This window comes from Sediminitomix flava (genome assembly GCF_003149185.1).
GTDB classification, from domain to species: domain Bacteria; phylum Bacteroidota; class Bacteroidia; order Cytophagales; family Flammeovirgaceae; genus Sediminitomix; species Sediminitomix flava.
The window spans coordinates 508906-523048 of record NZ_QGDO01000002.1; the positions used below are offsets into that span (position 1 = coordinate 508906).

11 protein-coding genes are annotated in these 14143 nt (G+C 36.9%); 4 read left to right on the top strand and 7 right to left on the bottom strand.

The window, feature by feature from the left end; genetic code table 11:
• Positions 1 to 36: 36 nt before the first annotated feature.
• The 5 genes from nqrE to BC781_RS09290 all read right to left on the bottom strand — a co-directional run bounded on the left by nqrE (position 37) and on the right by BC781_RS09290 (position 4801).
• Positions 37 to 648 (bottom strand): NADH:ubiquinone reductase (Na(+)-transporting) subunit E, encoded by a 612-nt coding sequence (nqrE, locus tag BC781_RS09270; RefSeq protein ID WP_109616961.1) that lies wholly within the window; start codon positions 646 to 648, stop codon positions 37 to 39.
• A 39-nt stretch (positions 649 to 687) separates the two neighbouring features.
• Positions 688 to 1338 carry an NADH:ubiquinone reductase (Na(+)-transporting) subunit D gene (locus tag BC781_RS09275; RefSeq protein ID WP_109616962.1) on the bottom strand — a complete coding sequence of 217 codons (651 nt, stop codon included), beginning with the start codon at positions 1336 to 1338 and terminating at the stop codon, positions 688 to 690.
• A 47-nt stretch (positions 1339 to 1385) separates the two neighbouring features.
• Positions 1386 to 2183 carry an NADH:ubiquinone reductase (Na(+)-transporting) subunit C gene (gene nqrC, locus BC781_RS09280; protein WP_109616963.1) on the bottom strand — a complete coding sequence of 266 codons (798 nt, stop codon included), beginning with the start codon at positions 2181 to 2183 and terminating at the stop codon, positions 1386 to 1388.
• Positions 2170 to 3357 (bottom strand): NADH:ubiquinone reductase (Na(+)-transporting) subunit B, encoded by a 1188-nt coding sequence (locus BC781_RS09285; protein ID WP_109616964.1) that lies wholly within the window; start codon positions 3355 to 3357, stop codon positions 2170 to 2172. Before BC781_RS09285 ends, nqrC begins: the two co-directional genes overlap by 14 nt.
• A gap of 91 nt (positions 3358 to 3448) precedes the next feature.
• The gene (locus BC781_RS09290; RefSeq protein ID WP_109616965.1) at positions 3449 to 4801 is read right to left on the bottom strand and encodes a Na(+)-translocating NADH-quinone reductase subunit A; all 1353 of its coding nucleotides are present in this window, start codon (positions 4799 to 4801) and stop codon (positions 3449 to 3451) included.
• Positions 4802 to 5206: 405 nt separating this feature from the next.
• Between BC781_RS09290 and BC781_RS09295 the strand changes: the two genes are divergently transcribed.
• On the top strand, positions 5207 to 5572 hold the full coding sequence (locus BC781_RS09295; RefSeq protein WP_109616966.1) for a hypothetical protein: 366 nt from the start codon (positions 5207 to 5209) through the stop codon (positions 5570 to 5572).
• A gap of 65 nt (positions 5573 to 5637) precedes the next feature.
• Here the strand turns inward: BC781_RS09295 and porZ are convergent, their stop codons facing one another.
• On the bottom strand, positions 5638 to 7830 hold the full coding sequence (porZ, locus tag BC781_RS09300) for a type IX secretion system anionic LPS delivery protein PorZ (RefSeq protein WP_109616967.1): 2193 nt from the start codon (positions 7828 to 7830) through the stop codon (positions 5638 to 5640).
• Positions 7831 to 7945: 115 nt separating this feature from the next.
• Positions 7946 to 9265, bottom strand: coding sequence for an aspartate kinase (locus tag BC781_RS09305; protein WP_109617979.1), 1320 nt, complete (start codon positions 9263 to 9265; stop codon positions 7946 to 7948).
• A 325-nt stretch (positions 9266 to 9590) separates the two neighbouring features.
• Here BC781_RS09305 and ppk2 point away from each other — a divergent pair, with 325 nt between their 5' ends.
• From ppk2 to BC781_RS09320, 3 genes are all read left to right on the top strand, one after another.
• Positions 9591 to 10364 carry a polyphosphate kinase 2 gene (gene ppk2 / locus BC781_RS09310; RefSeq protein ID WP_109616968.1) on the top strand — a complete coding sequence of 258 codons (774 nt, stop codon included), beginning with the start codon at positions 9591 to 9593 and terminating at the stop codon, positions 10362 to 10364.
• Positions 10365 to 10504: 140 nt separating this feature from the next.
• Entirely contained in the window at positions 10505 to 11014 is a 510-nt protein-coding gene (locus BC781_RS09315) for a DUF6702 family protein (RefSeq protein ID WP_109616969.1), read from the top strand.
• Between the two features lie 138 nt (positions 11015 to 11152).
• Positions 11153 to 13906: a T9SS type B sorting domain-containing protein gene (locus tag BC781_RS09320; protein ID WP_109616970.1), complete on the top strand. Its 2754-nt coding sequence runs from the start codon at positions 11153 to 11155 to the stop codon at positions 13904 to 13906.
• Positions 13907 to 14143: the final 237 nt, after the last annotated feature.

Sequence of the window (14143 nt, forward strand, 5' to 3'; positions counted from 1 at the left end):
GGATAACTGGGCTTGTATTTTCAGAGTAAACTCAGATTATAGAGAAATACCCATGAATGACATAAATGCCAATCCCATCAAACCAGTAATGATGAAAGTGATACCCAAACCTTTCAAAGGAGCAGGTACGTTAGAATATTTCATCTTCTCACGAACAGCTGCCAATGCTACAATAGCAAACAACCATCCAATACCTGATGAGAATCCATATACCGCAGATTCAGCAAAAGTGAATTCTTTTGGTACCATGAAAAGAGAAGCACCCAAAATCGCACAGTTTACCGCGATCAAAGGAAGGAAGATACCCAATGCTCCGTAAAGTGATGGAGAGAATTTCTCAACGATCATCTCTACCAACTGTACCATAGAGGCAATTACTGCAATAAACATGATGAACTGAAGGAAAGACAAATCAATGTTTGCGAATCCTTCGCCAAGCCATGCCAAAGCACCTGCTTTAAGTACGTAGTTATATAACAACCAGTTCAAAGGAACTGTAATAGTCAATACGAAAGTTACCGCTGCTCCTAAGCCAAGTGCTGTAGGTACTTTCTTTGAAACGGCTAGATAAGAACACATTCCAAAGAAGTAAGCGAATACCATGTTGTCGATAAAAATCGACTTAATACCAAGATTAATTAAATCCATTGCTTACGATTGTTTAAAAATTCTAAGATCAGTGTTCTCTTATTCTTCTACATATCCGTTTCTCCAACGTTGTACCCAAATAATCATACCGATGATGATAAAGGCACCTACTGGAGAAGTCATCAAACCAACTTTAGGGAATGCATCTGGCAATACTTGAACGCCGAATACAGCACCTGAACCTAGCAATTCACGGAAGAATGCTACAGCCAAGATCACCCAAGCATAACCTAGAGATGAACCAAGACCATCAAGAACTGAATCCCAAGGTTTGTTACCCATCGCAAAAGCCTCCAAACGTCCCATTACAATACAGTTAGTAATGATAAGACCTACATAAACCCCTACTACTTTAGAGACATCATAGAGATAAGCTTTCAGTACCTGGTCTACTACGATTACCAATGTAGCAATTACACCAAGTTGAACGATGATACGAATACGTTGTGGTACCAAGTTTCTCATCAAAGAGATGATCAAGTTTGAGAACACGACCACAAACATTACAGCAATAGACATCACCAATGAAGGCTCCATCTTGGCTGTTACAGCTAGAGCAGAACAGATACCCAATACCTGTACTGTAATTGGGTTGTTATCATCAAGAGGGTCAGCAACAATACCTCTCCTTCTTTTTGATAATAGCTCCTCTGATTTTTTTACTTCTTTAACTTCTGCAGTTTCAGACATGGCTATTTTCTAATTTCAAAAGAAAAAATCAATTAAATAGTAAGGAATTAGCGCAGAGAAACTGCATTTCCTCTAATTTTCTGCATATAAGGCTCATACAGATTTAGGTAGTTCACCATCATCTCGTTCAAACCGTCACGAGTCAATGTTGCACCAGACATACCGTCAACTTCGTTGTCAGAAATACCAGTGTTACCTTCACCTTTCATCATCAAAACCGGAGAAATTTTTCCATTTTCAACGATTGATTTACCTTGATATCTATCTTGAACATCAGCGTCAGACATACGAGCACCCAAACCTGGAGTTTCTCCAGCGTGACCGAATACCGCACCTTTGATCGTCTTCATGTCAGGGTTCATTGCTACATATCCCCAGATGTCATTCCAAAGACCGTAACCATAAACAGGAAGAATGTAAGCCTCAACCTCAGTTTTAGAACCTTCTTTCATGAATTTGAAAATTGGAAGATTCACATCATTTACTGAAGTATAGTCGATAGAAGCTTTCTTGTCACCACCTTTCAAAGCAGCCACTTGCTTCTTCATTACTTTCCAGTTTGCTTGAACGCTTACATCTTCTGGAGATTTAGCTCCAAAGTCAGAAACTTGCTCTCCTTGAGCATTCACTACGACAGATTGAATTCTTTCTTTGTAGATAGCGGCTAGAGCTTGTTTGTCGTCTCCAGTCACACCTACTGCTTGAAGAATTTGTTTCTTCGTATCCAATGCAATCTCAGTGTCTTGTCTTTCTTTCAAGACTACTTTTACTGTTGCCAGCAATCCACCAATGATTACTGTCATAGCGACTGCAAAACCGATTACATATCCGTTAGACTGTTGCACGTTTTAATCTTCTTTTTTTGTTTGCTTCTACTACATAATAATCAACTAGCGGTGCTAGAACGTTCATCAACAAGATTGCCAACATGATTCCTTCTGGATATGCTGGGTTCCAAACTCTTATGATTACCGTTAAGATACCGATCAATGCACCGTAAATCCACTTACCAGTGTCAGTTTGAGCTGCTGTAACTGGGTCAGTTGCCATAAATACAGCACCAAAAGCAAAACCACCAGCAATTAGGTGATAGTAAGCAGGCATTTGCATATAAGTATTTGCGCCAAAAGCATTCATGATTAAGCCCATACCCATAGCACCAAGAACTGTTGCCAAGATAATACGACCACTACCTACGCGAGTACCTACCAAGATCAACGCTCCAAGCAGTACTGCTAAAGTAGATGTTTCACCGATTGAACCAGGGATAAAACCAAAGAACAAGTTTTCAGCAGAATACAAACCTGCAGACCAAGAAGCCGTAGCTTCAGCAGCATATTTTGCTACTTCAATACCTTCAGATGAAGCTGAAGAAGCCAAACCTAAGAATGTCGCACCTGTAAAGCCGTCTACAGCAGTAGCATCAGCAAGGTCGAACCATACTTTGTCACCAGAAATTTGTGCTGGATAAGCGAAATACAAGAATGCACGAGCAGTTAAAGCTACGTTCAAGATATTCATACCAGTACCTCCAAATACCTCTTTACCAATCAATACAGCAAAAGCAGACGCTACGAATACTTGCCATAACGGAATAGAAGCAGGAACTACTAGAGGAATCAACATACCTGTTACCAATAGACCTTCGTTGATAGGGTGTTTTCTTAATGCTCCGAAAACAACCTCAACTAAACCACCACCAGCATAAGCTGCGATGATAATAGGAATTACTCTGATTGCACCGAAAAGTACTTTGTCGCCAAAGCCCATTTCAGCACCAGTAGCTACAGCGTGCATTTCACCAACGTTGTAGATACCGAAAAGCAGAGCAGGAATCATAGCGATGATCACTGTCATCATCATACGCTTCAAGTCGATAGCATCACGAACATGAGCGCCTTTAGAACCCGTCACAGTTTTTGGCGTAAACATAAATGTCTCACCAGCTTCATACGGATAGTACATTAGGCTATCCTTTGACGGTCTGTTCTTTTCGAAGAATTCGTATAAGAACTTCATTATAATTTTGTTTTAACGTGATAACTAAAAAAATATATTCAGCTCCACGTCATTCCATTTGTTTCGTTTAACTGTTTGTTTAAGCTTTTTGTTAGCTCAATCTTAGCATATCGATACCCTCACGGATAATTCCTTGCACATCGTGCTTAGAAACATCGATAAACTCACAAAGAGCTAGATCTTCTTCAGCAACTTCATATAGACCAAGAGCCTCCATATTATCGTAGTCTTTAGCCATAATTGCCTTGATAAGGTGCGTAGGAAGAATATCCATAGGAACTACTTTTTCAAATGCTCCTGTCATTACGAATGCTCTTTCTTCACCATTCAAAGAAGTATCCAAAGCATATTCTTTGCTGGCGCCACCTAATAGCCCCCATGCTTTGTGAAAACTCAAACGATCAGTGATAAATCCTAACCAACCATCTTTCAAGAAGAAACGAGGTTTGTCACCTTCTGGAAGAACTGAGATTACGTGATCGTAGAAACCTACGTATCCGTCTTTCTCAATAGAAGACCCTGTCAATACGTTACCAGAGATTACTCTGACATTGTCTTGAGCAAGATTTCCTTCTACCATTTTCTTCACATTGGCACCTAGGTATGTTTGTACATAACCTGTTTTATTCAGCTCAGAACCTGCAACAGCTACAAGTTTAGACGCATCATATTTACCCTCTAGGAAAAGTTTACCGATTTGTAATAAACCGAATGGATTGATTGTCCATACAACTTCACCTTTATTGATAGGATTGATGTGGTGGATTTGAACCCCAACGTTACCTGCAGGGTGTGGCCCTGAAACTTTGTGTTGAGTTGCGTTCAAACCAGCAAGGATACTAGAACCTGCTTTTCCGTTCGTAGTCACATGTACCTCTGGAGCAAATTTCTTCAGGATATCAATACCTGCTTGTAAATATTGCTCTTGACCTTTGAATAAGAATTCGTAGTCTGGTGCAAGTGGGTGAGAATCGAAACCAGAAACAAAAACTGCCTTTGGTTCTTGAGAAGGATTAGCAACTACTGCGTATGGACGCTGAACCAATTGAGGCCAAACCCCAGAGCTCAACATTGCAGTTTTTGCATCTTCTTTGCTAACGGAAGCTAAATCTGTATATTTTGGGAACTCGACATACTGGATTTCTTTGTCTGCCAAGATCCTTACCTCCATTAAACGTCTTTTCTCTCCACGAATGATACCCACAACTTCACCACTTACAGGTGCAGTGTACATCACGCCTTCTTGCTTGGCATCAAATAAGATCGGAGTACCAGCTTTTACTGTATCACCTTCTTTTACCAACGCTTTAGGCCTAATCATACCAACAAAATCCGTTGGCTTTAGCGCAAACGTTTCGGGCTGATCAACATTCAAAAGGTTAAGCTCAGCTTTACCTTTTAACTTGATGTCAAACCCTTTCTTTAATGTAATGTTCTTCGACATTGTATATAGTTTGAGAGTTTAAGCTCCAAAAATTCCTCGCAAAATTACTAAAATGTTCTTTAGAATGAAATAAAGATTTTCAGCATTTTTCGCAAAAGTTCACTGATATTTGTCAACATCCCTAAAATGTTTTTCCTGTGAAATCCTGAAAGCACCCAATATTAAGGAATTTCTACATTTTTTCTTTTTCTTAACATTTAAGGACTTCGCTCAATACAACTCCTTGATGTAATATACTTTCCCCTTTGAAAAAAGTCATCAGAAAAGACTTTCACTAGAAAGAAAATATTATCTTGGGATTGATATCTTTATAAGAAGCTAAAGCGAACTAAGAGTTCGGCTTCTTTTTTGTTTGCCTTACTGTGCCTATGTTTTGGTATTGAATTTTGAAATCATTGATTTACTATGACTGAAACCGATATTTTAAAGATTTGGGAGCAGATTGATTATAGAACAGATACTTTAGTGGTGAAAAACCTCCATTTTTTAAAGTGTGTCCACCCCAATCTTGCTAATATTTTCTTAATCACGTGGGATTATCACCACTATAAAGTGAGTATCTCTTATTTAAAACCTTCTTTAAAGACCAAAGACCATACTACCGATATTACTAATTATCGTTATTTGGTGTTGGAGCATGAAAATCCAACAAAACGTATTTTACTAAAGATCGTTTTTGAAGATGACAACAAAGTAATTCACTTGGTTCCTGTATTTGGAGGAGAAGAAGATGGAAAGAAGCTATTGATTTATTATGTCAATACTCCATGATAAAAATAAAGGGATAAAATCTGATTGATTTTATCCCTTTATTTTTTAGTTATTCTTCGAATAGCTTAGTTCACTATCGCTACTTTCGATACATAAGACTCTACTCCATCTTTATCGGTACTAAAGATGAAATACACACCTGTAGCAGCTCTTTTGCCATTATAATCATTACCATCCCAAACGGCTGTTCCTCCAGCTGCATTTGTTTCATAGATTAATTGTCCTGCAGCATCTGTAAACTTCAGATATGCATTTTTAGCCAATCCACTGACAGTGATCAATCCTGTATAATTTGGTCTTACAGGATTTGGAAAAACTTTTACATTTTGGTGGATATTCTCAGCAAAGGTTGCTGTACCTCTGTAAGAGATTACTCCTTGATCTGTTAAAAAGAAAACTTCACCAGTTTGTTGATTAATTGTAATATCTCGAACATTATCTGACAATAAAAGACTGTTTGAAGCTGAAAAATATTCTATAATCTCGCTATTATCAGCTGAAAATAACCAAACACCTTTATTTGTTGCCATCCATTTTCTACCTCCACCATCTATAGCGATAGCTGTGACTTGCTCTTCATTCAAAAGTGGATATCCTTCATATCTTGGTATTATAGCATCTATCGTGGAAGTAAGAGCATCATAAGGATTGAATATTTCTGCTACACCATCTTCTGTTCCGAAAAGAATACTACCATCGCTTTGTTTTGCCATTGAAAGAATATTTCGGCTAGGAAAACCTCCAGTACCTACTTGATTATTCAGTACACGACTATTTCCTTCACTATAAACTAAAACACCACCTGTTTCTAAACGAACCCATAATTGTCCCCAATCATCAATCAAAGCATCTGTTGGATTTTGAAGTGATGATACTGTTTCTTGAGTAAACGTTCCCGTTAATTGGTCTAAACTGAGTAACCTTTGGTGAGCAGTTAGCCATACTTTTCCAAAACCATCAGAAACTACTCCAGCCAATCGATTCACACTAATAGGTAAATCATATTGCGTAACTTCTAAAGTTTCTGGATGTATAGAAATGAATTCTCCTTGGTAAGTTGTAGCAAAAAACAGGTTGGAATAACTATCAAAACAGACATAGCTCAAATCGGTATTCACAGGTAAGTCTATGGCCGTAGAAAGAGTTGCACTATTAGAAAAATTATCCCAAGAACCATTTGAGAAAAGATAAGCCGAAGCACTTATACCCCAAGAGTTCGAGTTCTGATGCCCACCTGCACTAAGCAGAATATTACCATTTCCATAAGCTCCTCTAAAAACAGAGGTACTTAATGTTCCTGTCGGAAAATAAGATTCTTTGTGTGAATCTAACAGCCTAACAATACCATTACCAAGGTCTGCTATCCAAAAAATGTTTGTTTGATCTTCTGTGACAAATTGAGGTTTAAAATCTTCATCTGAGAAAAATTCAATAAGCTCAGAATTTAGGTAACTAAATATTTGATGATTAATAGGAATAAATAATTCGTCTTCGATGATTGTCAACTCCCCAAATCTAGCTCCAGCTTCTTCTAATAGAGACGTCTCCGTTTTTTGGTTTAAAGTATAAACTCCTCTTTGGTCTTTTACATATACTAAGCCTTCCTCATAAGATTTGAGAAACTTTATATCTGAATCAAAAACATATTCTTCTGACCAATTATTAAAATCTTTTTTATTGACACGTTCATCTGCTTCAATCCCTAACAACTGACGATCGGATAAAATGTATAAACTATCAGATGAGCCTACAAAACTATGTACGGGTATTAATTCACCATTTTCACCTAATCTATCCCAAGTATCTTTCAATTCATAGTGATCAACATCAAATTGTAAAACTCCGAAAGCGGTTGAAACCATCAGATAACCATTCCATAAATCCAAGTCATGGATAGTTTTATCGGGGTAAGAAGCGTTCAGAATACTTCTTACATTCACAATTTGATCCTCTTCTATCAAATCTATATTTCCATTAGAATATGCGACAACGAGCATATCTTTTGAAGGAATCGCTAAAATTCGACTTATTCCTGTATCACTTAAACCATCTTCTTTTGTAAAGGGAGCTACAGAAAAATCAGATTTATCTAAGGTAAAAAGCCCCGAAGAGCTTACGCAATAAATCATATCATGAACTTCTGCAATCTGCAATCCTTCATGATAACTGTTGTGCGTTCGCCAGCTTCCTACAGGTATATCTTGAGCTTGTGCTCCTAAAAAAATAAAGAAAAGTAGACTACAAAGTACCTTTTTCATGATAAACACATCTGATTAATCTCCAATTAGAAACGAAAATAATGAAAAAAACCAGTATCACTCATAGAGCAATACTGGTAAAAATTATTTTTGGAATATTCCTATCCCAAATTGCTTAACATACCGGTAAAAATAATTCTTCGTGTAATAAATTAAGTGCAGTTACTTTATGCTCGGCACCTAATAATACAGATATATTGTGACTGCTTCCTCCGTATGAAATCATACGTACTGGAAGCTGCTGTAAAGCATTGAAAATTTGTCCTTCAACTTTAGATTCTTCTTGAAGGAATTGACCTACAATACAAACAATTGTTTGGTCTGTATCAACTTCTACATGTCCAAGAGATTCTAACTCTTCAACAATTTGTTTCAAGTAAGTAGTGTCATCGATAGTCAATGATACCGCTACCTCAGAAGTTGTAATCATATCGATTGGTGTTTTGTATTTTTCAAATACTTCAAACACCTTTTTCAAGAAACCATAAGCAAATAACATACGGCTTGATCTGATTTTGATCGCTGTAATACCATCTTTAGCTGCAATGGATTTTACGCCTTCACCTGTAATTGCAGAAGAAATTGTTGTTCCTTTTGCTTGAGGATCCATTGTATTCAAAAGTCTTACAGGAATATCCTTTTCTTTTGTTGGTAGTACAGAAGCAGGATGAAGAATTTTAGCACCAAAATATGCCAACTCTGCAGCTTCATCAAAATGCAATTGTTCAACAGGCTCTGTTCCCTCTACAAAACGAGGGTCATTGTTGTGCATTCCGTCGATATCCGTCCAAATCTGAACTTCGTCAGCATCTACACAAGCACCAATAATGGATGCCGAATAATCACTACCACCTCTTCTTAGGTTATCAACTTCTCCATTCTCATTCAAACAGATGTATCCTTGAGTGATGAATAGTTGTACATCTTGGTGTTGACTAAGTACGGCATTCACTTGATCTGTGATGTAGTCATAATCTGGCTCACCATCAACAGTCTTCATAAATGAAAGTGCTGGTAGTAAAGCAGAGTTTACATTGATCGACTCCAAATACATTTGCATAAGGTTTGTCGAAATCAACTCTCCTTGAGCTAGAATTGTCTTTTCTTGCTCGTCACCAAAATTGTTCGTTTCAAAAGATCCTAAAAGCTCGTACTTCTCAGCTACGAAAGCTTGTGCTCCTTCTACAAAATTTGAATCTCCGAATAATCCTTCGATAATTTCATCATATCTCGGGCGGAAACCTGCTACAACTTCCTGAACTGTTTTACTATCACCGATTCTATATGCTTCAGTCAGTTGTACCAATTGGTTGGTCATTCCAGAAACGGCTGAAAGAACTACAATCTTCGGTTCATCTCCATTGATCAGTTCTGCTACTTGTTTCATTCGTTCCGCGGAACCCACAGAAGTTCCTCCAAATTTGTAGACTTTCATATGTGTCATTTATTAGTTAATCGGTGTGATGCGCTAACCTGTCTCTTAGATCAGATATCACAGATTGTTGTTGTGAATATAATTTCGTTTTCAATTGAGCTTTCTCGCTCATTGTTGACACAAATTAAAGTGAGTTTGAGAATAGATAGAAAAAATCAAAGAAAAAATACTTTATTATAACTTAGTGTTATTTTTATAACATTTAAACTCATTTAAAACTCATATCTTAATTAATCACTCGACCAACTGATATATTTTTAAATTCTTCATGTTATCTTAATATTATCAAATTACGACATCAGTTTTACCTTGACCAAAGCACATTATGAAAAGAGATTTTTATGAAAAAGAACTTGTAAGACTTCAAGAAGAACTAGTTAGCCTACAAGAGTGGGTCAAACAAGAAGGCTTAAAAGTCTGTATCATTTTTGAAGGACGAGATGCTGCAGGAAAAGGTGGTATCATTAAAAGGTTTACTGAAAAACTAAACCACAGGGTTTGTAAAGTTGTCGCATTAGGTATCCCAACCGAAAGAGAGAAATCACAATGGTACTTCCAACGTTACGTTTCTCATCTTCCTGCTGCAGGTGAAATTGTTCTATTTGACAGAAGTTGGTACAACAGGGCTGGAGTAGAGCGAGTAATGAATTTTTGTACAGAAGCCCAATACCAAGAATTTCTTCGTTCATGTCCTGAATTTGAACGCATGCTACTTCGTTCAGGGATTATTCTTCTAAAGTATTGGCTTTCTATTTCTGATGAAGAACAAGAAAAACGTTTTAAAGAACGTCTGAACAAACCTATGAAAAGATGGAAGTTCAGTGAAATGGACACTTATGCACGTAGTCGTTGGGTAGCGTATTCGAGGGCAAAAGATACCATGTTTGCTTACACAGACACCAAACAGTCACCTTGGTATGTGGTAGAAGCTGACGATAAACGTAAAGCAAGGCTAAATTGTATCACACATATTCTCAAACAAATTCCTTACGAAGAAGTAAAACACCCTACTATAAAACTTCCAAAAATAAATCGAGAGGGATATATCAGACCTCCAATGGATGAGCAAACCATCATTCCAGACCATTACAAAGACTAAATATTCATATTATTTCTTGAAGTAATTTTATAAATATTTCGCTTTCTTTGTCTATAGATAGAATGTCCATCCTTTTAGCGCAGAATTAAAAAGATGGACATTTTCTGTGGTCAAAGATCTTAACTTGAAGAATAATAAATATGACTTTTTGGAACAAAACTAGCATCACTTTTTCAATCCTACTTACCCTTTGTGGAATTGCTCTTGCACACCCTTTGCACTTATCACTGACTGAAATGCAATACGATCAAGATAGCAAAGCACTACAGATAACTCACAAGATTTTTATTGATGATTTAGAAGATGCTATTGAAAAGAAATACAACCTCAGACTAAGACTTCATACAGAAAAAGAGCATGCTGAAAGTGAAAAATATGTTCGTTTATATATAGAAGAAAATTTCACGGGGCAGATCAATAACAAAGAAATCAATTTCCAATGGATTGGGATGGAAACAGATATGGAATCACTTTGGGCTTATAGAGAAGTTTCAAAGGTGAAAAAAATCAATACTGTGATAATCCAAAACACCATTCTATCCGAATTATTTGACGATCAAAAGAATATGGTTCACATCTTTTACAAGGAAATTAAGAGAACCTTACTTTTCGATCGTGAAGAAAAAACACAGGAAATAGAAATGAAGTAATCGAATAATTATTCATTTATTCTGTATTATTTAAAGAACTTGGGCTTTGTCTTAAATTCAAAACCTCATAACACTGTACACTGGCATGGTTTTTCATATTTCAAAACCATTGACCATCAGAACTTTTGAGACAAACCCATGTTTACCATTATCAGGACCCTGCTGAATTACACACTGTTTACTTTAGCATTAATCTTATTTTCTTTCCTTGAAGCCTCTTCTACACATATCCGAGCTGGAGATATCACAATGAGAAGAGTTGGCAATAATGTTCTCCAATACGAAATCTCTGTTTATTTATATAGAGACACAGAGGGTATCCCTGCCCCAAATGGAGAAATTAACTTTGGCACAGGTGATTCCGTCATCGTTTCTCCAGATGATTTAGGTAAAATCAATGAAGGAACTACTGAAATCCTCCTTTATCAAACAGTCTACACATTTCCCTCTTCGGGTTGGTATAATGTGAGTTTCAGTCAAGGAAATCGGAATGAAGGAATACTGAATATGGATAATTCCGTTGGCACTAACTTTTTCATCGAATCCAAATTTTGGATAAATCCACTCCTTGGACTTAATTCATCACCTGCACTGCTCATTCCTCCAATAGATGAAGCTGTTGTGGGGCAAAGATATATTCATAATCCAGGAGCCTTTGATGCTCAAGGTGATAGTATGGCATATCATCTTATACGGAGTAAACAAGCTCGTAACTTTGAAGTTGACAATTACCGATTCCCACATGATCCTAATGAAAATTGGACACAAGAAACTGAAGATGGTGTTCGCCCAGGGCTTTTTTACATGGATGAAATAACGGGGGATTTGGTTTGGGATGCTCCCAGTATACCTGGAGAGTATAATGTAGCCTTCATTGTAGAAGAATTTAGAGATGGAACCTTGATTGGAGTCGTAAATAGAGACATGCAAATCATTGTTGTTGAATCTGATAATGAACGTCCTGAACTATTAATTCCCAATGATACCTGTATAGTCGTTGGAGAAACCTTAATTGATACCATTGCAGGAATTGACCCCGATGAAGATTTCATCAAACTCAGTCTTGAGACCATTATTCCGCCAAATGAAGAGCCTATTTTTGAATCGTTAAACTTACAGCCTCCAAATGGTTATGAAGAAGGACAATTTACTTGGACACCATCTTGCGAGTCTGTTAGAGAAAGACCTTATGAATTTACTTTTAAAGTTAAAGACAGGCCTACAGATAATGCTTCACTCGTTGATCTGAAAACATGGAGAGTAAGAGTTGTTGCTCCATCTCCAGAAGGACTAAACTTAGAACTTAACGAAGATTTAGCTCAGGTAACACTCACTTGGTCTGATTATACTTGTGCCAACGCTCAATCCATGAGAATATACCGTAAAAAAGGTTCATTTGACTTTGACCCGATTTGTGAAACTGGAATTCCTGCATACACAGGTTATCAAATGGTAGGTGAAGTTCCGATAGGCGAAACAACATTTATTGATGATAATCTTGAAAGAGGAACAAATTATTGCTATCGTATTTACGCTGTTTTCCCCAATCCTAAAGGAGGGGAAAGTCTAAGTTCAAGTGAAGTTTGCGTGTTTGTTCCCGATCTTTTCTACATGACCAATGTTAGTGTGGATGAGACTTCAACCTCAGATGGTGAAATTACTGTTCGATGGACTACTCCCGACCCTGCATTATCATCTACTTATTCCTCTCTAAGTTTTGACCTGTATCGTACACAAGAAAATGACCTAGAGAACACCGTATTAGTTAAAGAAAATGCGAGTGAGACTGATACTACATTTCAAGACTTGGGTTTAAACACTACTAATGAGAAATATTTTTACCAAGTGATCCTAAAAGGAGATGGAAAAGAAATTACCCAATCCTATTTGAGCTCACAAGTAAGACTTGAAGCTACCCCAAAGCAACAATCTATTGAATTGAATTGGGAAGCTGATGTTCCTTGGAATATCACAAGTGAATACAAGCATTATATTTATCGAAAGAAAGAGGCTGAAGAGGATGAAACTTATGTATTGATTGATAGTGTTGCTACAGCCACAAATGGTTTACAATATATTGATTATGGTCAAGCCCCATTCATCTTAGAAGAGTTAGTAAAATATAAATATAAAGTAAAAACACTTGGGAGTTATGGCGTCACTCATATCAGAGAACCTCTAGAAAATTGGTCACAAGAAGTTGTGGCAGAACTTTTAGATATCATACCTCCTTGCCCTCCTATTTTGAGTTTAGATAAACTCAATTGCGATGTATTAGCACAACTTTCTATGAATATGCAATTCGGTGAATGCCCATCAGAAAACTATACCAATAAACTACGATGGGTCGACAATACTGATGAAAGCTGCACAGAGCTACCGTCATCCTATAACATTTACTTTAGCCCTAGAATAGCAAATGAAAAAGGTGCCTTCACATTAATAGCATCTACTGATGATCATCATTTTTATGATACTGATTTATTCTCTGCTGCTGGCTGCTACGCTGTTACTGCGGTCGATTTAAGTGGAAATGAAAGCGACTTTAGCAATATTGAATGTCAGGATAATTGCCCATACATTGAGTTCCCAAATGCTTTTAGTCCAAATGGAGATGGCATCAATGATACTTTTACGCCAATGAAATGTCCTAGATTTGTAGAAAGTATCACATTTTCTGTATTTAATAGATGGGGTCAAATTATTTATGAAGGAAATGAAAATCCTCAAATACATTGGGAAGGGCATGACAATAATGGGAATGCAGTAAGCCCGGGTGTATATTTCTACGAAGCTAGAGTTCGATTCTTCCGATTAGAAGAAAAGCATGAGCTTGACATCTATAAAGGATGGATACAAATTCTGTCTGAAGAAATCAGACAAACACCATAAATCATTCCTGTTAAAATCATAAATTACAGCCTATACATTCACCAAGTATAGGCTGTTATTTTTTTACCCACCTTTTTAAGATTAAGTACACACAGACTTGAGTATTCAAATAAGAAGTACTCACGTTTAGTACTCGACAATACTTCTAACATACTGCAATATTCAAAGAATTTCGATTAACGAACCCAATCCTAAGTCTTGGAAAATTGTCCTTTGATGTAATTTTCCCTAATTTCT

Coding starts and splice junctions, on each gene's coding strand:
- porZ (WP_109616967.1), bottom strand. CDS start 7,830: ATGAAAAAGGTACTTTGTAGTCTACTTTTCTTTATTTTTTTAGGAGCA.
- BC781_RS09285 (WP_109616964.1), bottom strand. CDS start 3,357: ATGAAGTTCTTATACGAATTCTTCGAAAAGAACAGACCGTCAAAGGAT.
- nqrE (WP_109616961.1), bottom strand. CDS start 648: ATGGATTTAATTAATCTTGGTATTAAGTCGATTTTTATCGACAACATG.
- BC781_RS09320 (WP_109616970.1), top strand. CDS start 11,153: ATGTTTACCATTATCAGGACCCTGCTGAATTACACACTGTTTACTTTA.
- BC781_RS09275 (WP_109616962.1), bottom strand. CDS start 1,338: ATGTCTGAAACTGCAGAAGTTAAAGAAGTAAAAAAATCAGAGGAGCTA.
- BC781_RS09290 (WP_109616965.1), bottom strand. CDS start 4,801: ATGTCGAAGAACATTACATTAAAGAAAGGGTTTGACATCAAGTTAAAA.
- BC781_RS09295 (WP_109616966.1), top strand. CDS start 5,207: ATGACTGAAACCGATATTTTAAAGATTTGGGAGCAGATTGATTATAGA.
- BC781_RS09305 (WP_109617979.1), bottom strand. CDS start 9,265: ATGAAAGTCTACAAATTTGGAGGAACTTCTGTGGGTTCCGCGGAACGA.
- BC781_RS09315 (WP_109616969.1), top strand. CDS start 10,505: ATGACTTTTTGGAACAAAACTAGCATCACTTTTTCAATCCTACTTACC.
- ppk2 (WP_109616968.1), top strand. CDS start 9,591: ATGAAAAGAGATTTTTATGAAAAAGAACTTGTAAGACTTCAAGAAGAA.